At 64.8% G+C, this 21,551-nt stretch carries 19 protein-coding genes and 3 tRNA genes; 4 read left to right on the forward strand and 18 right to left on the reverse strand.

Annotated elements, in window-relative coordinates; all coding sequences use genetic code 11:
• The first annotated feature begins 1,525 nt into the window (after window positions 1–1,525).
• Both HMPREF1136_RS10015 and HMPREF1136_RS10020 read left to right on the forward strand, forming a co-directional pair.
• Window positions 1,526–1,996: a helix-turn-helix domain-containing protein gene (locus HMPREF1136_RS10015; RefSeq protein ID WP_009649243.1), complete on the forward strand. Its 471-nt coding sequence runs from the start codon at window positions 1,526–1,528 to the stop codon at window positions 1,994–1,996.
• A complete protein-coding gene (locus tag HMPREF1136_RS10020; protein ID WP_232204208.1) occupies window positions 1,993–2,388 on the forward strand; it encodes a DUF86 domain-containing protein in 396 nt (131 codons plus the stop codon). Before HMPREF1136_RS10015 ends, HMPREF1136_RS10020 begins: the two co-directional genes overlap by 4 nt.
• 320 nt (window positions 2,389–2,708) lie before the next feature.
• On the opposite strand, the gene HMPREF1136_RS10025 is transcribed toward HMPREF1136_RS10020, so the two are convergent.
• The 11 genes from HMPREF1136_RS10025 to HMPREF1136_RS10075 form a co-directional block, all read right to left on the reverse strand.
• On the reverse strand, window positions 2,709–3,344 hold the full coding sequence (locus tag HMPREF1136_RS10025; RefSeq protein ID WP_009649246.1) for a HEAT repeat domain-containing protein: 636 nt from the start codon (window positions 3,342–3,344) through the stop codon (window positions 2,709–2,711).
• A gap of 38 nt (window positions 3,345–3,382) precedes the next feature.
• Entirely contained in the window at window positions 3,383–4,651 is a 1,269-nt protein-coding gene (locus tag HMPREF1136_RS10030) for a UDP-N-acetylmuramate dehydrogenase (protein ID WP_269528464.1), read from the reverse strand.
• Between the two features lie 20 nt (window positions 4,652–4,671).
• Window positions 4,672–5,661, reverse strand: coding sequence for an NADP-dependent oxidoreductase (locus HMPREF1136_RS10035; RefSeq protein ID WP_009649244.1), 990 nt, complete (start codon window positions 5,659–5,661; stop codon window positions 4,672–4,674).
• Window positions 5,662–5,780: 119 nt separating this feature from the next.
• The gene (locus HMPREF1136_RS10040; RefSeq protein WP_009649249.1) at window positions 5,781–7,028 is read right to left on the reverse strand and encodes an MFS transporter; all 1,248 of its coding nucleotides are present in this window, start codon (window positions 7,026–7,028) and stop codon (window positions 5,781–5,783) included.
• 93 nt (window positions 7,029–7,121) lie between these two features.
• On the reverse strand, window positions 7,122–7,796 hold the full coding sequence (locus HMPREF1136_RS10045) for an N-acetylmannosamine-6-phosphate 2-epimerase (protein WP_009649238.1): 675 nt from the start codon (window positions 7,794–7,796) through the stop codon (window positions 7,122–7,124).
• An 8-nt stretch (window positions 7,797–7,804) separates the two neighbouring features.
• On the reverse strand, window positions 7,805–8,725 hold the full coding sequence (locus HMPREF1136_RS10050) for an ROK family protein (protein ID WP_009649236.1): 921 nt from the start codon (window positions 8,723–8,725) through the stop codon (window positions 7,805–7,807).
• Between the two features lie 106 nt (window positions 8,726–8,831).
• Window positions 8,832–9,749: a dihydrodipicolinate synthase family protein gene (locus HMPREF1136_RS10055; RefSeq protein WP_009649235.1), complete on the reverse strand. Its 918-nt coding sequence runs from the start codon at window positions 9,747–9,749 to the stop codon at window positions 8,832–8,834.
• Between the two features lie 2 nt (window positions 9,750–9,751).
• The gene (locus HMPREF1136_RS10060) at window positions 9,752–10,612 is read right to left on the reverse strand and encodes an ABC transporter ATP-binding protein (RefSeq protein ID WP_009649240.1); all 861 of its coding nucleotides are present in this window, start codon (window positions 10,610–10,612) and stop codon (window positions 9,752–9,754) included.
• A complete protein-coding gene (locus HMPREF1136_RS10065; protein ID WP_009649248.1) occupies window positions 10,609–12,663 on the reverse strand; it encodes a dipeptide/oligopeptide/nickel ABC transporter permease/ATP-binding protein in 2,055 nt (684 codons plus the stop codon). The genes HMPREF1136_RS10060 and HMPREF1136_RS10065 overlap by 4 nt, the downstream gene beginning before the upstream one ends.
• A 3-nt stretch (window positions 12,664–12,666) precedes the next feature.
• Window positions 12,667–13,620 (reverse strand): ABC transporter permease, encoded by a 954-nt coding sequence (locus tag HMPREF1136_RS10070; RefSeq protein ID WP_009649241.1) that lies wholly within the window; start codon window positions 13,618–13,620, stop codon window positions 12,667–12,669.
• 118 nt (window positions 13,621–13,738) lie between these two features.
• Complete coding sequence (locus HMPREF1136_RS10075; RefSeq protein WP_009649232.1) at window positions 13,739–15,286, reverse strand: ABC transporter substrate-binding protein; 1,548 nt, start codon at window positions 15,284–15,286, stop codon at window positions 13,739–13,741.
• 174 nt (window positions 15,287–15,460) lie between these two features.
• Between HMPREF1136_RS10075 and HMPREF1136_RS10080 the strand changes: the two genes are divergently transcribed.
• Window positions 15,461–16,120 carry a FadR/GntR family transcriptional regulator gene (locus HMPREF1136_RS10080; RefSeq protein ID WP_009649247.1) on the forward strand — a complete coding sequence of 220 codons (660 nt, stop codon included), beginning with the start codon at window positions 15,461–15,463 and terminating at the stop codon, window positions 16,118–16,120.
• Between the two features lie 48 nt (window positions 16,121–16,168).
• Here HMPREF1136_RS10080 and HMPREF1136_RS10085 read toward each other — a convergent pair whose 3' ends face one another.
• The 5 genes from HMPREF1136_RS10085 to HMPREF1136_RS10105 form a co-directional block, all read right to left on the reverse strand.
• Window positions 16,169–17,212, reverse strand: a complete 1,044-nt coding sequence (locus HMPREF1136_RS10085) for a sialidase family protein (RefSeq protein WP_009649233.1) — start codon at window positions 17,210–17,212, stop codon at window positions 16,169–16,171.
• Between the two features lie 105 nt (window positions 17,213–17,317).
• Complete coding sequence (gene rpmG, locus HMPREF1136_RS10090) at window positions 17,318–17,488, reverse strand: 50S ribosomal protein L33 (protein ID WP_003792256.1); 171 nt, start codon at window positions 17,486–17,488, stop codon at window positions 17,318–17,320.
• A gap of 53 nt (window positions 17,489–17,541) precedes the next feature.
• Window positions 17,542–17,618, reverse strand: a tRNA-Met gene (locus tag HMPREF1136_RS10095).
• Between the two features lie 27 nt (window positions 17,619–17,645).
• A tRNA-Thr gene (locus tag HMPREF1136_RS10100) sits at window positions 17,646–17,718 on the reverse strand.
• Between the two features lie 91 nt (window positions 17,719–17,809).
• Window positions 17,810–17,894: transfer RNA gene (locus HMPREF1136_RS10105), tRNA-Tyr, on the reverse strand.
• A 99-nt stretch (window positions 17,895–17,993) separates the two neighbouring features.
• Here HMPREF1136_RS10105 and HMPREF1136_RS10110 point away from each other — a divergent pair.
• Window positions 17,994–18,497, forward strand: coding sequence for a YajQ family cyclic di-GMP-binding protein (locus tag HMPREF1136_RS10110; RefSeq protein WP_009649245.1), 504 nt, complete (start codon window positions 17,994–17,996; stop codon window positions 18,495–18,497).
• A 187-nt stretch (window positions 18,498–18,684) separates the two neighbouring features.
• On the opposite strand, the gene htpX is transcribed toward HMPREF1136_RS10110, so the two are convergent.
• Window positions 18,685–19,572, reverse strand: a complete 888-nt coding sequence (gene htpX / locus HMPREF1136_RS10115) for a zinc metalloprotease HtpX (protein WP_009649239.1) — start codon at window positions 19,570–19,572, stop codon at window positions 18,685–18,687.
• A 147-nt stretch (window positions 19,573–19,719) separates the two neighbouring features.
• Window positions 19,720–21,231: an FAD-dependent oxidoreductase gene (locus HMPREF1136_RS10120; RefSeq protein ID WP_009649242.1), complete on the reverse strand. Its 1,512-nt coding sequence runs from the start codon at window positions 21,229–21,231 to the stop codon at window positions 19,720–19,722.
• Between the last annotated feature and the right edge of the window lie 320 nt (window positions 21,232–21,551).

Below are 21,551 nucleotides of genomic sequence, written 5' to 3' on the forward strand. Positions count from 1 at the left end.
ACGAAAACCGCCAAAAAACAGCCGTTATGACCGAGGTGGTCTGCACTTTGGGCAGATTGGCGACGAGGACCATCCTCATCAACGCGATGCACCAACCGAATCCGTGTCCGCAGCCGCCAGCTCGTCCCCTCGATCCCCTCGGCACCACAAACATACAGTTCCTCCACAATCTCGCATGCAATTTCCCCACAACTCATTCAAACCTTTGAACTAGAACGTTGATATTCCGCGGTTTTCAGAGCGTTCTTCGGGACTCCCTCCGGGGAATTGCATGTGACATGCGGGGAGGCACCTCAGCGGTTTACACGGAATCTGCGGGATCGATGGGAGGACGCCAACTCAGTAGTTGAGCGGACACCTCCCACAGCCTGCCTGCACAGCAGCGCTCAAAGTGCAGACCACCTCGACGAAAACCGCCAAAAAACAGCCGTTATGGCCGGGGTGGTCTGCACTTTGGGCAGATTGTCGACGAGGACCATCCTCATCAACGCGATGCACCAACCGGATCCGTGTCCGCAGCCGCCAGCTCGTCCCCTCGGCACCACAAACACACAGTTCCTCCACAATCTCGCGTGCAATTTCCCCACAACTCATTCAAACCTTGAAACTAAAACGTTGATATTCCGCCGTTTTCAGGGTGCCCCTCGGGACTCCCTCCGGGGAATTGCATGTGACATGCAGGGAGACACCTCAGCGGTATCTGCGGGATCGACAGGAGGACGCCAACGCGGTCGCGGTCGGTCGTCTACAGCAGCATGTGCTCAAATCGCAGACCACCTCGACAAAAACCGCCAAAAAACAGCCATTGTGACCGAGGTGGTCTGCACTTTGGGCAGATTGTCGACGTGGACCATCCTCACCCGCACGCAACATCGACTACCGACACCACCTCAGCGGCCGACGGCTCGCACACGGATAGGTTATGAGCGCGTGGATAGGTTATGAACACGCGGATAGGTTATTAAGCTATCCGCAAGCGAATAACCTATCCGCGTGGTGGCAACCTATCCATATAGCGGCAAACAACCCACGGAACGGATCCACGAGCGCAAGCCGCAGAGCCAACGCAGGCAACATCACGGCCGCATGGCAATCCAGGATGGGCCAAGCAACACGCAATTCCGGGCACCACATCAACACGCGCGGATTTTTCTCAACACCGCGAGATTCTTGCCATAATTCCCCCACAGCCTCGCACATAATTTCCCATAACTCTTTCAAACATTGAAATTGGAACGTTGATATTCCACGGTTTTCAGAGCGTCCCTCAGGACTCCCTCCGGGGAATTACGTGCGAGATTGATACATTCCAGATCCCTCCATAAGTGACAGCCACACAAACGCTCGTAACCAAAGAGGTGCTGAATTTCTTCGATGACAAAAGCCCCCTTTTGACCCGGTTGTTTCTTCCCCTTCCGGCCACCAGGAGCAACCACCTCGGGACGACTGTTGACCCCGGCCTCGTACCCGCACACGACGACCCTAATCGCGAACCAATAGTGCACGCGTGCACTATCATGGAAGCATGAGCCGGTTTCGTCGTGACGATGCGCCGTCCCTCGTGCGCGCTGCACGTCAGGACGCGTCCCTCACGCAGGCCGAGCTGGCGGGGATGACCGGGATGAGCCAGTCTACCCTCGCGCAGATCGAGTCCGGCAAGCGTGCAGTCTCCGCAGAACTGCTCGAACGCATCCTCCGCGCCGCCGACTACCGCCCTTCCGTGCCGCTCGCCCGCTACGCGACCTCGATCAGCAGCTACGCCCAGGAACGAGGCCTGGGTTCCCTCCGCGTCTTCGGCTCGGTTGCCCGGGGCACGGATGGATTCGAGTCGGACATTGACCTGATTGGCACGCCCACTCGAGACCTGTCACTGTTCGAGTTGGCGGACATTGCCTCGTTCGCGAGCGAGCTCACCGGCTTCCCGACCGAAGTACACGCGGACAATCACGTGCCCGAGGCGCTGCGAGCAGCCATTGACGAGGCCGTGGCGCTATGAGCGAATCGGTTCCCTTCGCTCCTCGGCCGCGAGTGGCGCGCAGACACGCGCCCAGCTTCGACGTCGATAACTTCCTGCATGAACTCAACGTCATCACCCACCGCGTCGAGCGAGTTGCTGCTGTCCCCGTCGAGGCCTTCAGCGCCGATTGCCCGGAGTATGACTCCGCCTGCATGGTGATCATTCGGCTGGCCGCGTTCCTGGAACGCGAAGAGTACGCACCCTACATGGATGCCCTTACCTCCTCCGAGAAGCGCGCCTTGCGCACAACTCGCAACATCGCGGCGCACTCGGGCTACCAAAGCATGGACGACCAGCTCCTGTGGACAGCCGTCACCCGCAACGTGCCCGACATGATCGCGCGCCTGCGCGCCGAGGCTTCACGCGGATAGGAACCGCGCTCACGGATAGGTTATGAACACGCGGATAGGTTATTAAGCTATCCGTAAGCGAATAACCTATCCGCGTGGTGGCAACCTATCCGCGAGCGCAGGCAGCAGAACCTGCACAGGCGACGACGAGGTCACGTGCTACTCCAGGACAGGCCACGCAACGCGCACAGATCCACTCACCGCATCAATGCGCACCATGGTCTGCACTTTGAGACATCGATGAATTCTAGGTACCAACTGCCCTCATACGCCGTCACCCTCACACACTCCACCGCTCCGTCGTCCCCAACCGCCGCCTGCACCTGTGTGCTGAGCTGCTATCACCGCTCAGCTGTGGCGTATGAAATGAGTGTGGAGGCCAGGCGATAGACCTGCGCAACCTCTGTGGTCTCCAGGCTCCAGGTCCTCAGCTCGGCCGCGACCAGCTCCGGGTGCTTCTTGCTGATGTCCCGCAACGCGTTGCCCACGGATTTGCGGACGTACTCGCTTGAATCGCTGCGCAGCCTCGACAACCTTGAGACAGCATCGCCCGGGTGGTCCCGGAAGTAGGGCCGACTCGTCCAGATCCTCAGGCCTTCCGTGACGGCCCTGCGCACGTTGGGGCGCGGGTCGCTCAGCCACTCGTCGATGACGGGAAGCGCCACCTCGTAGCCCCTGACAGCACAGAAATCATCGAAGGCCTTCGCGAGGACCTCTTGCACTCTCCAATTGGAGTCCGCGGAAACATCGTCCCGAAGGAAAGAGAGAACATCCGACTCCTGCGATAGATGCCCCAGCAGGAAAACCGCGTACATGCGTACCTGGTAGTCCTCGGAGCGGTACGCAAGGAACGCCACGCGCCGAGCCTGTTCAGGGGCGAAGGAAGCGTAGTCGGAGCGGGCACACCGCTGCTCGCGCAAGAACCCTCGCTCGATGGCCGAGAACTCTCGTTCCAGGCCCTCCACGTACTCCTTCACGGCCGCCGCCTCCACCCGCTCAGCGCAAGGCGCGCCCGCTACCAGGTGATGCCGACCGTGACCGGTTCGGGGACCAGGGTGACGCCGAACGCATCATAAACACGCTCACGCACGGCGCGGGCCAGTGCCTCGATGTCGGCGCCCATCGCGTTCCCGCGGTTCGTCAGGGCCAGCACGTGCTTGGTGGACAGGGACGCGCGCGGCGGGTCCCCGGCCTCGGGCAGGTGGAAGCCCTTACCACAGCCCGCGTGGTCGATGAGCCAGGCAGCGCTGGTCTTGACCAGGCCCTCCCCCGCACCAAAACGAGGCGCGCCCTCGGGCAGGGTGGCGGCAGCGGCCTCGGGCAGGATCGGGTTTGTGAAGAATGAACCGGCGCTCCACGTGTCGTGGTCGGCAGGATCGAGAACCATGCCCTTGCCGCGGCGCAGCTCGAGAACAGTTGAACGGACCAGAGAGGCGTCGGCACGCGACCCGGCCTCGACGCCGAGGCGGCGAGCCAGCTCCGAATACATGACGGGGGCACTCAGGGGCGAGCGCTCGAGGCGGAAGTCCACGGAGAGGACCACCCAGCGGCCGGTCGGACCCCACGGGCGGTCACCCAAGCCAGGCTCGCCGACGCTGCGCTTGATCGCGGAGGACCGGTACGCGAAGCCCAGCTCCGCGGGTGCCAGGCGCACGACGTTACCCGTCAAGCGGTCGTAGGCCTCTACCGAGGAAATGGTTTCGGCAACCTCGTGACCGTAGGCACCCACGTTCTGCACGGGGGACGCGCCGACGGTCCCGGGGATGCCGGAAAGGGCCTCGACGCCGGACAGCCCGTGCGACAGCGTCCAGGAGACGAACTGGTCCCAGACCGTGCCCGCGCCGGCGCGCACGAGCACCGACCCGGAAGGATCCTCATCGATGATGGAGGCGATCTCCCCGAATGGCTGCACGTCCACGACCGTGCCCTCGAAGGGCGCGTCGGAGGCCAGCAGGTTCGACCCGCCGCCCACGACGAGCAGCGGGCCGCCCGAGGCGTCGGCCGCGCGAACGGCCTCCAGCAGGGAGTCGGTCGTAGAAACGCGCACGTACTCGGCGATGGGGCCACCCACGCGCAGGGTCGTCAGATCAGCAAGGGTCGTCATGCCCCTAAGCCTAGTCGCACGGCGCGCGTTCGGCCTAACCCCGCCCGGCCTCGGCCCCGCGAGCGCCGGGTTCCAGACGACGGCACGAGGCCGTGGCGGGACCTGTGGACCGGCGCACGCAGAGGCGGGCGGGCTGATGCACGAGGCCGTGGCGAGTTCCTCCGTTTTCCGGGCTTTCACCGGAGGGCACGGTGACGAGTTCAGGGAATAGTGATGACGATCTTGCCGCGCACGTGGCCGCCCATCAGCTCGGTGTAGGCGGCGCGCACCTGTTCCACGTCGAACGGATAGGTGCCCGCGATAGTCAGGTTCACCGTGCCGCGGTCAATGAGTCCCGCGACTGTTGCAATGTCGGCGATCTTTCCGTCGCGCCCGCCGGTAAAGCGCGCGCGACGCAGGGCGATCGCGGGAGTTGGAACGAGAGTGCCCACGCGCTCTCCCGGGACGCCGAGGCGGTGGGCCAGCGACGCGTAGCCACCGAAGCAGTCGATGAAGGCTGTGACGGGTGAGGGGGCTGCGTCCCGGATCTGCTGTTCGAGGCTCTCACCGTAGGACACGGGGATCGCGCCGAGGGAACGCAGGTAGTCGGCGTTCGAGGGACCGGCGATACCGATGACGGTCGCGCTACGGGCGAGCGCGAGCTGCGTGACGAGGCCTCCCACTCCCCCGGCGGCTGCGGCGACCACGATGATGTCGCCGGCGTCCGCCTTCACGCTGCGCATGGCTCCCATCGCGGTCTGCGCGGCAACGCCTAGGCCTCCGGCGACGTCGAAGCTGACGGAGGCGGGTTTGGGGACGACGTTCGTCGCCGAGGTGAGTATGTCCGTCGCGAGTGCCCCGTATTCCCGAGCGGACCAGGGAGCGGCGCGCAGGAGGCCGATAACCTCATCGCCCACGCACACGTTGTTCACTGACGGGCCGACGGCGGTCACGACACCGGCGAAGTCCTGTCCGACGCCTCGCAGCGGGCGTTCCTTGCCGCGAGCGAACCATCGGCTGGGGTGAACGATGGTGCGGATGACTTCGAGGGGCCTCGTCAATCCGCCAAAGAGCTTGTAGTCGACGGGGTTGATGCCGGCGGCCCGCACGCTCACGAGCACCTGTCCCTCAGCGGGTGCGGGGAGCGACACTGAGCCTTCCTCAAGGACGTCGACGCCTCCGAAATGGCGGTATCCGATCATTCGCGCCATGATTCTTCTCTCCTCACAGCAATAATGAGCGCCACATCACAGGCGTTCCTGCATCCAGGATACGCCGATCATCGCATCACCGACAGGCCGTGATATGGCCTCGTATAAGCGCACGCAGCTCAGTCGTCCAACGCGATATCCGTACGCGTCCTGCCGCGCTGGTCCGGCACCTGCCCGGCCAGCACGATCGCGAGGAGGACGGGCAGAGCCACGAACGCGAGCGCCCTGTGGTAGCCGATGTGGTCGGCGATGATGCCCAGGAGGGGCGGGCCGATGAGGGCCGCGCCGTAGTTGACGGTGGACAGGACGGAGACGCGCGCGGGCGTCATAACGGGGTCGGTGGACAGTGCGGAGATGCCCAGCGGGAAACCGAGAGATGCCCCGATGCCCCACAGGGCGACGCCCGCAACCGCCAGTGTGTGGTGGGGTGCGAACGCCACGAGCAGCAGGCCGACAACCGCTCCGAAGAAGGTGATGCGCAGCAGCGCGGGTGCCCCCAGGCGCGCTTCGAGGCGCGGGGACGCGAAGCGCATGATCGTCATCATGAGGAGGAAAAACGCGAAGGCCGCGGACGCCGCAGCCGTCGAGAAGCCATAGCCGTCGACCATGGACAGGTTGAGCCAGTCGTTCGCTGCGCCCTCCACGAGGCCGGCGCTCATGACCATGAGGGCAATGAGGACGGTCTGCTTTTCGCGCCAGGCGACGCGGGTGAGTCCCTTCGTTTTCTTCGACGAGGCCTCCTCCCCCTCGCCGCTGTCCGTGTCCTTCACGGGGGCGATGGAGGCGACTTCCTCCTTGGTCAGGTAGAAGCCGACGGCGGTGCCGCAGGCGATCAGTTCGAGGGCGGCTAGGCCGAAGAGGTGAACGCCTAGGGGCAGGCCCAGCTGCGAGGCGAGCGCACCGAGGAGGGCGCCACTGAGCATGCCGACGGCGTACATCGCCTGGATGATGGGGACGACCGTGCGGCGCACGGCCGCCTGAACGAGGCCAGCCTCGATGTTCATCGTCGCGCCCCACAGGCCGTTGCCCGCGGCGAGCAGAACAAGGCCGAGGGTCGCCAGCGGGATCGACGCGTGAAGCGCTCCCGCACCCGCGCACGAGACACCGATCGCCCAGATTGACACGCCGATGCGTCCCGAGGCTCGAGCGCCGATTGCCGTCACGAGCGGACCGGAAGTCGGCAGCGTCAACAGCGAGCCGAGCGAGGCGATGAGCAGCATCGTGCCAATCATCGCAGGGGTCAGGCTGAGGGCGTCGCGGACGTCAGGCAGACGTGAGAGCCAGGCGGAGGTGCCAAAACCGAGGCACGCACAGACGAAACCGGTGGCACGAAGAGCAGCGTGAGAGCGGGCGTGGGGAACAGACATGCTGGGTAATATACGCTCACGTCGCGGCGCATAAAACTGCGCGCGGGCGGATGTTCATCACCCGCCCGCGCGCTGTGTCGCAACGACAACAGGTCAGCCTTTTACAGCCGCCTTGAACCACGTCGTGATGGACGTGGGGTGCGTGATGGCGGTGCCGACGATGACGGCGAAGGCACCCGCCTCGATGGCGGCGGCGGCCTGCTCGGGCGTATGAACGCGGCCCTCGCAGATCACGGGGACGTCCGGGAACGCGGCGACGACCTCACGCAGCAGTTCCAGGTCGGGTCCGTCGGTCTTAACGCGGTCGCCCGTGTATCCGGCCAGGGTCGTGGACACGATATCCACTCCAGCGTCGACGGCGCGCTGGGCGTCCTCGAAGGAACCGCAGTCGGCCATGACGAGGGTGCCGTCCTCGCGCAGGGCCTTCACGGTCTCGCCGAAGCTCAGGCCGTCCAGGCGCGGGCGGCCCGTCGCGTCCAGGGCAACGATGTCGGAACCGGCCATGACGCAGGCGCGCGCGTGGCGCAGCGACGGCGTGATGTACACGCCCTCGTGGCCTTCCTTCCACAGGCCGATGACGGGCACGTCGACGCGGCCCTTGATTGCGGAGATATCGGACAGGCCCTGGCAGCGAATAGCGGCGGCACCGCCGATCTCGGCGGCGCGCGCGATCTGCGCCATCGTCTCGGGGTGGCGCATGGGTTCGCCCGGGTACGCCTGGACGGAGACGATGAGCTTGCCCTTCAGGTGTGCAATGAGCGGGTGCATGTGAACTCCTAAGCGTGCAGGAAGAAGGAAACGGCTCCAAGCAGCGGCGCGTCGCCGCCGAGGGAACCAACGAGGATGGGGGTATCCGCGACGGGTGTCATCGCGGAGGCCGCGAAGCCTTCGCGCAGGGCGTCCCACCAGATGTCCCCGGAGCGGGTCATGGACCCGGAGAGGATGACGACGGCCGGGTCCACGCAGTTGACTAACGAGGCCGTGGCCTCGCCGAGCGCGTACGCGGAGCGGGAGAAGCAGTCGGCCGCGAGGGTGTTACCGGATTCGGCCAACTCTTGCAGGGCGCGCCCACCGTCCACCTCGGGGTCGGACTCGCCGCGCAGCGAGTCGTACCAGGCCGTGATGCCCGATCCCGAGCAGAAGGACTCGATGTGACCCTTACGGCCGCACGAGCACGTCATATCGGGGGCGAAGTGGTGGTGGATATGGCCGACGTGTCCGGCGATGCCGCGCGACCCGAAGGAGACCTGGCGGTCTTCGACGAGGGCACCGCCGATGCCGGTCCCCACGGCGATGGACAGGACGATGCGGTAGGGCTGGCCCGCGCCGAGCGTGGCTTCGCCCAGACCGTGGGCGTGCACGTCGTTGAGGACGCGCACGCGCAGCCCGGTCGCGGCCTCCAGGAGGCTGCCGAGGCGGGTGCCTCCCCAGCCGGGCATGGTGCCCGTCGCGGAGACGATGTCGCCGGTGGCGGGGTTGACGACGCCGGCGCTGGCGACGGCGACACCGCTCACGGACGGGTGCAAGGCGACCAGGGACGAAGCAAGCTCGCAGATGCGCGCCGCCACGTCCGCTCCGCCGCGCATCGCGTCGGTGGGGATCGATCCGCGTTCGGTGACCTCGTAGGTGTCACCGGCTTCGACGATGCCCCACCCGACCTTGGTGCCACCGATGTCGAGGGCAAGGAGCGTAGTCATGAGGATCCTTACGGTCAGTGGGTAGAAAGAATCGACGAGGCCGGGGAGGGCCACGCCCGAGGGCGCGGCATGTACGGAAGGGGAAGGCCCCGGCCTCGTCGACGTATCAGGAGAGCAGGTCGACCGAGCGCAGCACGGACGCAACGTGCTCCATGTTGTCACCCTCGATGGCGGCGACGGGGCGCGGCATCTCGGGCGATTCGAAGACGCCGAGCAGGTACAGGGCGGCCTTGAAGGCACCGACGCCGGCACCGAAGCCCTGAACGCCCTTCACCTGGACGATGCGCATGAGGTCCGCGAGGCGGTCCTGCTCGCTGCGCACGGCCTCCCAGTCGCGGCGCTCGTAGGCCTGCCACTGACGCACGTAGCCCTCGGGGTCCACGTTGGCCAGGCCGGGCACACTGCCGTCCGCACCAGACATGTAGGCACCGTCGACGACGACCTCGTGGCCGGTGAGGAGCTGGAGCGGATGGCCGGCAGCCTCGTTTGCGCGGCACAGCCAGCGGAAGGACACGTCATCTCCGGAGGAGTCCTTGACACCGTCGATGATGCCGTCACGGCCCAGGCGCATGAGCAGGTCGGGCGACAGCTTCGTGTGCACGCACACGGGGATGTCGTAGGCCCAGATCTCCAGGTCGGTGTTCTCCTTGAGGATGCGGAAGTGCTTCTCGACCTCGGTTTCGCCGCCGAGGGCGTAGAACGGGGCGGTTGCGACAACGCCGGTGGCACCGCCGATCTCTTCCACGACCTTGATATTTTCCAGGACGCGCTCGGTCTCGGTGTCGATGACGCCAACCAGGAGCGGGATACGGCCGTCGACGATGCGCACGGCTTCGCGCTGGATCTGTGCACGACGCTCGGTCGTCGAGAAGGCGACCTCACCGGTAGAGCCGGAGACGAACAGACCGTCGAGGCCTGCCTCAATCATGCGGTTGATGTGACGTTCGAGCGAGGGGACGTCGAGTTCGCCGTCCTTGAGCGGGATGGCCAGGGGCGGGACAACGCCACGGATCTTCGAAGACATACTTACTTTTCTCCTTCGAGGGTGGGGTGCAGGAGCGAGGGCGCGGCGCCCAGGAGCTTGCGGGTGTAGGGGTCCTTGGGGTCGGCGAGCAGCTGCGCTGCCGGCCCTTCTTCGACGACCTTGCCGCCGTTCATCACGGCGATCCGGTCAGAGACGTATCGCACGGTCTGGATGTCGTGCGAGATGAAGACCATCGCCAGGCCCAGGTCCCTCTTGAGGTCCGTGAGCAGGTTCAGGATCTGTGCGCGCACCGACACGTCGAGCGCGGAGGTGGGCTCGTCCGCGATGATCGCGTCGGGGCCGATGGACAGGGCGCGGGCGATGGCGACGCGCTGGCGCTGGCCGCCCGAAAGCTGTCCGGGGAGCGCGTCGAGGGCGCTGGAGGGCAGGCCGACCAGCGAGATCAGCTCTTTCACACGCTTGGCTCGCGAGGCCTCGTCCCCAATGCCGTGCACCCGCAGCGGGTCAGCGAGCTGATCCGCGACGTGCATACGGGGGTTGAGGGCGGTCGCCGGGTCCTGGAAGACCACGGAGACGACGCGTCCGATGCGGCGACGCGCGTCGGCACCACGCTTCGTAACTTCCTCGCCGTTGAAGAACACCTGGCCCTTCGTCGGCATCTGCAGGCCACACATGACGTTCGCGGTCGTGGACTTGCCACAGCCGGACTCGCCGACGATGCCGAGCGTCTGTCCGCGCTCAATGCGCATGTTGACGCCACGCACCGCGTGGACCTTATTGGGCTTGAACAGGGAGCCGGTACGCGAGGTGAAGGTCACCTCGACGTCCTTCAGCTCGATGATCGGAGCTTCGGATGTGGCTATCATCGTCTCGGTTTCGACAATCAGAGTTTCGGGGCTCATCGCTGCTCCTCCTGACCTTCTTCGATGATGATCTCGCTCGCCACGAGAACCTCCTCGCGGGACGGCAAAGCCGCGTACACGTGCTCGGGACCGACCTCAGTGAGGACCGGGCGGATATTCAGGCCGTAATCGGGGTGCGAGGACCTGGGGGCGAAGCGGTCGCCAACCGGGAAGTCACGAGGCGAGGGCACCGTTCCGGGGACCTGATGCAGTCGCCCGGAGCCGGCCTCGATGGACAGGACCGCGCCCAGCAGGCCGCGCGTGTACTCGTGGGTCGGGTGCGTGAGCAGTTCCTTCGTGGGGGCCTGCTCGATGACCTGACCGGCGTACATGACCGTAATGTGGTGGGCCACCTCGGCGACGAGCGCCAGGTCGTGGGACACGAAAATCATGGCGAAGCCGAGCTTCTCGCGCAGCTCGTTGAGCAGTGCGATGACCTGCTTCTGGACGGTGACGTCCAGGGCGGTGGTCGGCTCGTCGGCGATGATGAGCTTCGGGTCGCGCGTCAGGGCCATGGCGATCAGGACGCGCTGGCGCTGGCCGCCGGACAGTTCGTGCGGGTAGGACTCGAGCGTGCGCTTGGGATCCAGGCCCACCAGCTCGAGGAGATCCTCGGCGCTGCGCGTGCCGCCGCGGCTGGTCAGCTGCTTCATCTGAGCCTTGATCAGCATGGCGGGGTTGAGCGACGACAGGGCGTCCTGGTAGATCATCGCCATCTCATGACCGAGGAGCGCGCGGCGCTCTTCGGCGGACTTCTCCAGCAGGTTCTCGCCCTCGTAGAGGATCTCGCCCGTAATCTCAGCCTTGGGATCGATGAGACCCATGATGGTCAGGGCCGTGATCGACTTGCCACAGCCGGACTCGCCGACGAGGCCCATGGTCTCGCCCGGGCGCACCTTGAAGGAGACATGGTCAACGACATTGACGTCGCCGTGGCGCTCGAACTTGATGCACAGGTCCTTGACTTCCAGCAGCGGCGTCGCCTCGAAGGAGGCCTCGAAGCGGTCGGTGCGCTTTTCTTCAACGGCCTCAAGGTCGTCCAGGCGAGCCTGGAGGGACTCGGCCTGCTCGGCGTAGGCGCGGCGCGGGTCGAGCAGGAGCTTGTCGGCCTCGCGGTCGGAGTCCTTATCGACCTGGGCGACCGCAGCCGAAGCGGGCGCGGCGACCATGGCGTCGGTGATGCCCTCGGAGAGGATGTTCAGGCACAGGACCGTGATCATGATGAACAGGCCGGGGAAGAAGGCTGTCCACCACTTACCCAGGAGGACCGACAGGTTCGACGAGGCCTCGGACAGGACGTTGCCCCACGTGGCCACCGTGGTCGCCTGGAGGCCCGACCCGATGAAGGTCAGGGAGGCCTCGAGAATGATCGCGTCGGCGACAAGGACGGTCGCGAAAACCAGGACCGGAGCGGCCGTGTTGCGCATGACATGCTTAACCAGGATCCACGGGGCGCGAGCACCCGAGACGATCACGGCACGAACGTAGTCCTCGCCGTAGGCGGCCATGACGTTCGCGCGGACGATGCGCGACAGCTGCGGAATGTAGACGAAGGCGATCGAGCAGATGATGACGACCACCAGGCCCCACGTGTTACCCGACTTGGACAGCGTGCGGCCGAAGACCAGGACGGAGACAGCCGCCATGGCGATACCGGGCACCGCCATGATGATGTCCATGAGACGCATAATGGCTTCGGAGAAGCTCTTGCGGACAACCGCCGCGACCGAGCCGATGATCGCGCCGAAGAACAGGGCGATCAGGGTCGAGCACAGGCCGATCAGCAGGGAGAAGCGACCGCCGTACAGGACGCGAGCGAAGATGTCACGGCCGACGTGATCCGTACCGAACAGGTGCTCGCCGGACGGGGCACTCCATTTGTCGAAGATCTGGTCGGGGCCATAGGGGGAAACGAAGGGCGCGAGGACCGACATGAGCACGACGAGGGCAAGGATACCCATCGCGATCTTCGATCCCAGGGACATCGCGCCGATGCGCGAGAAGCGCGCGCTCGTCGCGGTGACCTTGTTGAGCTTTTCTTTCTGATTCATGCCTCACACCGACCTAATACGCGGATTGATGAGCAGGTAGAGCATGTCGACGATGATGTTGACAACGATGAACGCGATCGCGACGACGAGCGCGCCACCCTGCACCAGCGTCACCCAGTTTTCCTGGATGCCCTTGAGCAGGACCGCCTTACCCATGCCATCGACGGAGAAGATGATTTCGATGACGACGGCACCACCCATCAGGTAGCCGATGCGCAGGCCGAGGACGGTCACGGGGGTGATGAGCGCGTTGCGCAGGACGTTGCGGGCCACGACGATGCGCTTGGGGATGCCCGCGCCGATGGCGGTACGGACGTAATCGCGGTCCAGTTCCTCCACCATCGAGGTACGCACAACGCGGGTCATCTGACCGATGACGGGGACGGCGAGGGCGATGGCGGGAAGTAGCATGCGCAGGAACCAGCCACCCGGATCAACAGTGAACGCGGGCAGAGGGCCGGACACGGGGAGCTTGCCGACGAAGCCGAGGACCAGCAGCGCTGCCAGCCAGAAGGAGGGGGTACCAATGCCGATCACCGAGAAGATACGAATGACCTGGTCGGGCCAACGGTCGCGGTACAGGGCGGCGAGAACACCGAGGGGGAAGGAGATAAGGACGGCGAAGAGCAGACCGAGGAAGGTCAGCTGCAGGGTGATCGGGAGCGCCTTCGCGACCAGATCAGTCACGTGGTTAGACGTGCCCACGCCGTAGGTGCCGAGGTCGCCGTGGAGCATGTTCCACAGGTAGCGGCCGTACTGAACGAGGAAGGGGTCGTTGAGACCGTGCTGAACACGGTACTCTTCGAGGGCTTCGGGAGTCGCCGTCTCACCCAGTGCCGAGTAGGCCGGGTCGATAGGAGACAGCGACATGATGAAGAAGACGAGGAAGGACACGCCGACCACCATGATCGGCAGGGCCACTAGTCGTCGTCCGATGAGTCGCAGAAGGTTATTCACTGCTAGACCTCCATTTTCAACGGATTTTGACAATAGGAAAGGAGGGGTGGCGCCCAACTGTGGCGTCTGCCTCAGGGAAGGCGCTCCACCCCTCCTTCCTCATCAGTCCCAGCGGGACTTACTTTGCACTCACACCGAGCAGCTGCAGGCCAGTAGAGGAGATTGCCTGGAATCCCTCCACCCTGGCGGGGTTGGAGCCGGTGATCATGTTGCGGAACACGAGCGGGAAGATGACGGTCTTCTCGGCAAGCAGATCCTGGGCTTCGCCCCACTTGTCCTTGGCAGCGTCACCGTCGAGTTCGCCAGCTTCCGAGATGAGCGTCTGCAGCTGGTTGAAGGATTCGGGGTCAGAGGTCTGCCAGCCGTCACGCCTCTTCGTCCAGACGTTGTCACCGTTCCACCAGGAGATGATGATGCCGGGGTCGGTGCCGAAGACCGAGGGGTCGCCGGGGGCCAGGACGATGTCGTAGGACGGGTCGTCAACGTCGGTGACGTTGGCGTACATGTCGGAGGAGGCCATCTGCGTGTGGTTGACCTTCACGCCGAGGGCTTCGAAGTCCGACTTGATCTGGGGAACCAGGGCAAGGATCCACGGGTGATCCGTCGTCACCAGGTTGATCTCGAGGTCGGTGACGCCAGCATCGCTCAGGAGCTTGGTGGCGGCGTCCTTGTCGTAGGACAGATCGGTCGCGGGCTTCTTGTACGCCGGGTTGGCCTCCGGCAGGAAGGAGGTCGCCTCAACGGCCTGTCCTTCCAGTGCGGAGCTGATCAGCTTCTGCTTGTCGACGGCCTTCACGAAGGCGCGGCGCACCTCGGGCTTGTCGAAGGGCGCTTTCTGCGTGTTGAACATCAGGAAGGGGTTGCCGTAGCCGGGCTTGGACTCGACGTTCCAGCCGGCAGCCTTGAGCTGATCCTGGGCGGACGCGGGGACGGCCTCCATGATGTCGACGGTACCGCCAACGGCGGCGGCCAGACGGGCAGAGTCATCCTTGAGGGACTGCCACTTGAGGGTCGGGGCCTTGGCAGGTTCGTTACCGTTGTAGTACTCGTTGGGAACCGCGGTGACCTCGGTCGCCGTGATGTTCTCATACTTGTAAGGACCGGTACCGACAGGCTTGGCCTTCAGCGCGTCCTCACCCATGGATGCGGGAACAACGCGAACGTTGACGAAACGCTCCTTCAGGTTCGTGAAGGGGTGCTTCAGCGTGATCGTGATGGTCTTATCGTCCTTGGCTTCGACGGAGTCAACGAAGGTGAAGAACTGACGGTAGATGGACTTCTCGGACGTCGCGCGTTCGTAGGAGGCGACGAAGTCCGCGGCCGTCACGTCGGTGCCGTCGGAGAACTTCGCTCCGTCACGCAGGCTGACCTCGTACTCGGTGTCGGAAACCTTCACGGGGTCACCGGCGGCCAGTGCGGGGCTGACGGAGTAGTCGGCCATATTGAACCGGTACAGGCCCTCGAGGACCTGCCAGTTCGTGCCCATGCCGAGTGCCGAGGTAGTGATCGGCCCGTAGTCGGTGGTCTCGTAGGCAACGCCAGCGGTCAGAGTATCGTTTGTGCCCCCAGCGCTGCCGGTCGATCCGCCACCGCCGCACGCGGTCAGGACCAGTGCAGCCGCTGCGGCCAGCGCCGCGCCGGTCGCGAAGTGTTTACGCATTCGCATGCTCTCGCTCCTCATCTTCGAGAAATGGAACGTGCGGACCTTTTGTGTTCCGCTCGCTATACTTAGTTTATGTTGTCAGACAAATCTGTGCAAGAGATTACAGCACAAGTACCCGGATCCACAGACTCAAACCGCACTGGACCAGCGCAAATCGATACGCGATCCTCAGTAACGATGGACGCTATCAAATCCTACATTCTGCGCCACGGCCTGCACCCCGGAGACCGCCTGCCCACCGAGTCAGCACTGTGCGCCGACCTCGGAGTCTCGCGCTCCTCCGTGCGCGAAGCCCTGCGTAAACTGCAAGCCCTCGACATCGTCACAGTGCGCCAAGGATCGGGATCCTACGTCGGAGACATGTCCCTGCAGCCACTGGTCGAGACCCTGATTCTACGAGCGGCCCTTGACGACATCAACGGCGTGCAATCGCTGCACTCGATCGTCGAAACCCGCCACGCCCTCGACCTTGGCATCGCCCTGCCGCTCACCCGCGCCATGAAGGGCACGAGCAACCCGCAGCTGTGGGAACTCGTCAACACAATGACCGACCACGCGCACGCCGGTGGCACCTACCTGGACCAGGACATCGCGTTCCACTCGGGGCTGCTCGCCTACCTGAAGAACCCGCTCATGCACCAGCTCGTCGCTGCCATGTGGCTGGTCCACCAGAGCGTGACCCCTCAACTGGCCACTGCCTCGCGCCAGGAGATGGAAGACACCGCCGAGGCGCACGCCGCGATCCTGCGCGCGTGCGAGGCCGGGGACGTGGAGGCGTACGCCGCAGCCGTCGACGCACACTACGAACCCCTCATGGCCATCATCGAAGGCCGCTGACAGCAGTCCCGGCGCGCTCGACGACGACAACGCGCGCCGGGAACGTCACTACCATCGCTCTGGGAAACACGACGCCGCCCATAGACCACGCTCCCGCTCGAAGACCACCACGACCTCGTATCCATAGTCGCTGATGTCGCTATAGCCGAAGGGACCACGCCCCATCGACACGAGCCGACGCAAGCGGATCGGCCCCTCCCATGGCGCAGAGAGCTGCGCGAGCAGACCATCGGAGCGCGCGTCACGAGCGTGCGGATGCACAAAGATACTCTGCGACGTGCAGGCATTGCAGCCGGGATCCTCCAACTCCCAGAGGCACCCATCCTCCCAGCGCAGTCCGTCGCCCCACGCCAGATAGCGCGCGCCCGAACCGCGCCCCTCGAAGCCCTGCAGGCGGCAGTTCGCGACGACGCGACCATCCCAGACCGTCACCGACGTCTCATCCAAGAGGATGCCGTCCGGCCCCGCGAGGGGGTCAGCGAGGCTCACGATGCGCCCTCCCTGCGCGTAGACAACCTGCACATGAGTCCGCTCCCCCACGCGCACCACGTAAGGCATGGCAACCGCACCATCGACACTCGCAGTCGAGCCCGACGTCGCGAACAGCGCATCCGCGCCCGTGGCCTCGTACAGCGCATCCGTCATATCCGCGTAGACGAGGTTCCCCGGGCCACTCCCCCACGCCCACCACGCACGCAGCCTCTCGCCGTCCGCGCGCGAGTCCATGTAGCCGACAGCTCCCTCACTCGACGCGAACGCCAGGTGCATGACCCCGTCCCCATCGACGCCGACACAAGCATCCGAGGACACCGGCGGCGCTCCCTCAGGCAGGGGATGCGGATCTGACCACTCGCCGCGCGCGTTGCGCTCCATCCAGCGGATCTGGTTCGGGTTTGGCAGGTCCGAGGCCATGGTCAGCCCGTTGAAGTCGGCTCCCGTGCCCGAGGCCGGGGCGGGGCGCTCGTCATACAAGAGAAAGAGGCGCTCATCCGGAAGCCTCACCAAGGCCGGAATTCGCGCCTCACCCGCGCCGATTGGCGCGACGATCTGGCGAACATGTACCTGAACGGATACGCCATAGGTCTCAGTCATTCGTCCAGCTTACATGAGTGGCACACAACACACAGTGAGACCTCGTGGCGAATATACAGAAAACCCCGGGGAACTTCTCGTTCCTCGGGGTTCTTATAGAAACCGTCAGCGGGTCTCGCGGTGCGCCGTCGACTTGTGGCAGCGCGGGCAGTACTTCGCCAGCTCGAGACGATCCGGCGTGTTACGACGGTTCTTCTTGGTGATGTAGTTGCGCTCCTTGCACTCCGAGCAGGCCAGAGTGATCTTGGGGCGAACGTCCTGAGACTTGCTTGCCACGGTTGTTTCCCTCGCTTTGTTTCGTCGCTCAAGCGACCTGTCGAATAAAGAGTTGGTAGCGGGGGCGGGGCTCGAACCCGCGACCTCACGATTATGAGTCGTGCGCTCTGACCAGCTGAGCTACCCCGCCGCCGGAAGCGGAAGAATCCGCGACCGGAGCCCCGAAAGGGAATCGAACCCTTGACCTTCTCCTTACCATGGAGACGCTCTGCCTACTGAGCTATCGGGGCAACGCCGAGAAGCTTATCTTATCTCCAGCTGCCGAAGCAAACCAGAAACCTGAGAAGCGTCTCACAGGCGTTACTCACTGAAACCAGCGAGTGGTGGCAGGTGAGGGATTCGAACCCCCGAAGCACGAAGCGTCTGATTTACAGTCAGATCCATTTGGCCGCTTTGGTAACCTGCCTTGCGCCGCTCTCGCGGTGCCGTGAAAGAATAGCATTAAAATAGACCCGAGCGCCAATCGAAACTTTGATTGGCGGAATTTCAACGAAAGGTGCCCCTCATGGCCGACTCCTCCTTCGACGTTGTTTCCAAGCTCGACCGCCAGGAGGTCGACAACGCCGTTAACCAGACTGCCAAGGAGATCGCCAACCGCTACGACTTCCGCGGCGTGGACGCCGCTATCACCCTGAGCGGTGACACAATCTCGATGGAAGCCAACTCCGCGTCCCGCGTCATGGCGATCCTCGACGTTCTTCAGTCCAAGCTCATCCGCCGCGGCCTATCCCTGAAGGTTCTGGACTACAAGGACCGCGAACCCAAGGCTTCCGGCAAGCTCTTCAAGTTGGCCTGCCCCCTCAAGGAGGGCATCCCCCAGGACACGGCGAAGAAGATCTCGAAGCTGATCCGCGAAGAAGGCCCAAAGGGCGTCAAGGCACAGATCCAGGGTGACGAACTTCGCGTTTCTTCGAAGTCGCGCGACGACCTGCAGGCCGTCATTGCCCTGCTCAAAGGTCCCAAGGGCGAGGAGCTGGACGTCGCACTCCAGTTCGTGAACTACCGCTGATCACATCTCACGCTTCCCAAGCGCGGCCACCTGACGGGCTGCGCGGCGGGGCGACTCCTCCGAGTTGCCCCGCTTTTTATTGCCGATCTCACGTACCACGAATCGGCTGCACGGAGGTCGCCCGATGCCCAAACCCGAAGAAACCGCAGGACTACCGGGTAACGGGTCAGGCCTACAATCGACGATCTCAGTAGCCCGCGATCTTCTCCAGACGCGCGATGCGCTGGTCCATCGGGGGGTGCGTGGAGAAAAGGCGCGCCAGGGACTCGCCGCGGAAGGGGTTTGCAATCATCATGGCGGCAACGTTGCGCGTGCCGGGCGTGTCGGCCATGGGACGCCGGTCGGTCGTCATTTCAAGCTTACGCAGCGCGGATGCGAGGGCCAGCGGATCCTGCGTGAGCTCCGCCCCGTCCTCGTCGGCGTCGAATTCACGGGTGCGAGAAATGGAGAACTGGATGAGCGTCGAGGCAATCGGAGCCAGGATGCTCATAGCGAGGATCCCGAGGACCCCAAAGATCCCCGATCCGCCTTCCTCGTCGCGTCGATTCATGGCACCAAAGAACATGAGGAACTGCGCGACCGACGTAATGAGGCCACCTATGGCTGCGGCAACGGACGACGTGAGGATATCGCGGTTGTAGACGTGCATAAGCTCGTGCCCGAGGACGCCGCGCAGCTCGCGCTCGTTGAGAATTGCGAGGATACCCTCAGTGCAGCACACGGCCGCGTGGTTCGGGTCACGGCCAGTCGCGAACGCGTTGGGCGTCATGGTCGGGGCAACCCAGATGAGGGGCATCGGCTGACCAGCGCGTTCGGCGAGCTCACGCACGATAGCGTAGAGTTCTGGCCGTTCGAGTTCGGAGACCGGGTACGCGTTCATCGAGCGCAGCGCCAACGACGCAGAGTTCCAGTACGAGTAGGCGGTCTGCGCGAGTCCGATCCCCGCGAACAAGAGGATCCACACGGCCTGCCCCGTGCCCCACGCCACGAGCGCGCCAATGCACACCAACAACGCCCACATGCCGCCCAGCAGGAGGGTCGTCTTGAGGCCATTGTGATAGTTGCGGTGCACCATGCTCGTGATCCTAAAGAGGTTACCTGGGAACGCCCTGAAAAACACCCGAGCCACCGGTGAGACTTTGTACGACAACCGGCCGGTAGCGACGAGGCCGCAGCCGGAAAACCCGGCCACGGCCTCGTCACAAATGGGGAGGTGACAATCTCAGTTGCGGCGCCCCGGCCCCGTGTAGTCGTCGAAGCGCTCAGGGGCGGTGGGCACACCCATCTCGCCCATCTCACCGATCAGGTCGGCGGAGGCGGCATCCACCTGCGCTCCGCGCGAGATGTCCGTCATCGCACGACGGGACACGACCTTGACGCGCTCGCGCGTGCCGCGACCGCCCGGCAGCTCGCCGTAGGACTCGCCCAGGGCCTGCTCGTACGCATCCAGCAGCTCCCAGCCTTCCCAGGTCGTGAACTCGACGCCACGGGACTCCAGGAGGGCCACCATGGCCTCGTGACCGACCTCGGCGGTATTCGCGTGCAGGCGGCCCTCCGAGGCATCCTCCACGAGGTGCGTGATCGTCTGCTGAGCGTCGGACTTGGTGGAGCCGATGAGACCGACGGGGCCACGTTTAATCCAGCCGGTCGCGTATACGCCGGGGATAACGGGGGCGGACTCATCCTTCGTGGTGTCACCCTCGATGACGCGGCCCTCAACGTTGGGCACGACGCCGGCGCGCTCATCGAAGGGCAGGCCCGGGATCGGCGACGAGTAGTAGCCCACCGCGCGGTACACGGCCTGCACGGGCCACGTCGTGATGACGCCCGTGCCCGACACGGTTCCGTCGCCATTCAGGGCGGTGCGTTCGGTGCGCAGGGCCTTCACGTGGCCGTTCTCGTCGGCGACGATCTCGACCGGGGACTGGAACAGGTGGATGTGAATGCGACGCGAGGCCGTGTGCTCTTCGGGGTCGGCCATCGCGTAGGAGGTCAGGGTCTTGACGACCTGACGCTGCTGGTTCGACGCGCGCAGCGCCTCCTCCGACCCCTCATCGAAGTCGAAGTCTTCTTCCGAAACGATGACGTCGACGTCCGGCACCTTGCCCAGCTCGCGCAGCTCCAGCGGCGTGAACTTGACCTGCGCGGGGCCTCGGCGGCCGAACACGTGCACGTCGGTGATCGGGTTCTCCGCCAGGGCCTCGGCGACGTTGGCGGGGACCTCGGTCTTGAGCATATCCTCGGCGTGCTTGGCCAGCACGCGCGAGACGTCCAGGGCCACGTTGCCGACGCCGAGGACCGCGACCTCGCGGGCCTTCAGCGGCCACGTGCGCGGGTAGTCCGGGTTGCCGTCGTACCAGGACACGAAGTCGGCGGCACCGTAGGATTCGGGCAGGTCGACGCCGGGGATGTCGAGCGGGTGGTCGCGATCCGCACCGGTTGCGATAATGATCGCATCGTAGTGGTCGCGCAGGTCGTCGATGGTGACGTCGCGGCCCACCTCGACGTTGCCGAGCAGGCGGATGTCGCCGCGCTGGAGGATCTTGTAGAGGGCGACGATGATCTGCTTGATGCGCGGGTGGTCGGGGGCCACACCGTAGCGCACGAGGCCGTACGGCGCGGGAAGCCGCTCAAACAGGTCGATATTCACCTCGAGTCCCGACTTCGACAGAATGTCCGACGCGTAGATGCCAGCGGGACCGGCGCCGATGACGGCAACGTTGAGCGGTGCCAAGCGAGTTCTCCTTCTTCGTGACCGCGCGCGAGTGCGCGCACCTGGGCACCAAGTCTAGCGCCCAAAGGCCAAGGGGAACCTAAGCTGAGACGGCAAACACAGCCCTCGGCGCGTCGCCTCCGATCACGAGGCCGTGGCGGGTCGGTGTGTCCTGCTCAGTTGCGGGTTCTCCCCTACGCACGATCTGCCCCAGGAGGGGACAAGGCGAGAAGCCAGACACCTGTGTTGGCTCTGGTGCCTGGGGGCGGCGGCAGGGCCTGGCCGGGCTTCGAGACGACGCGCCGAGCGAAGCTCGCGGCGCGGACGGCGAGCGGGCGGGC

This window comes from Actinomyces sp. ICM47, from assembly GCF_000278725.1.
Classification (GTDB): Bacteria; Actinomycetota; Actinomycetes; order Actinomycetales; family Actinomycetaceae; genus Pauljensenia.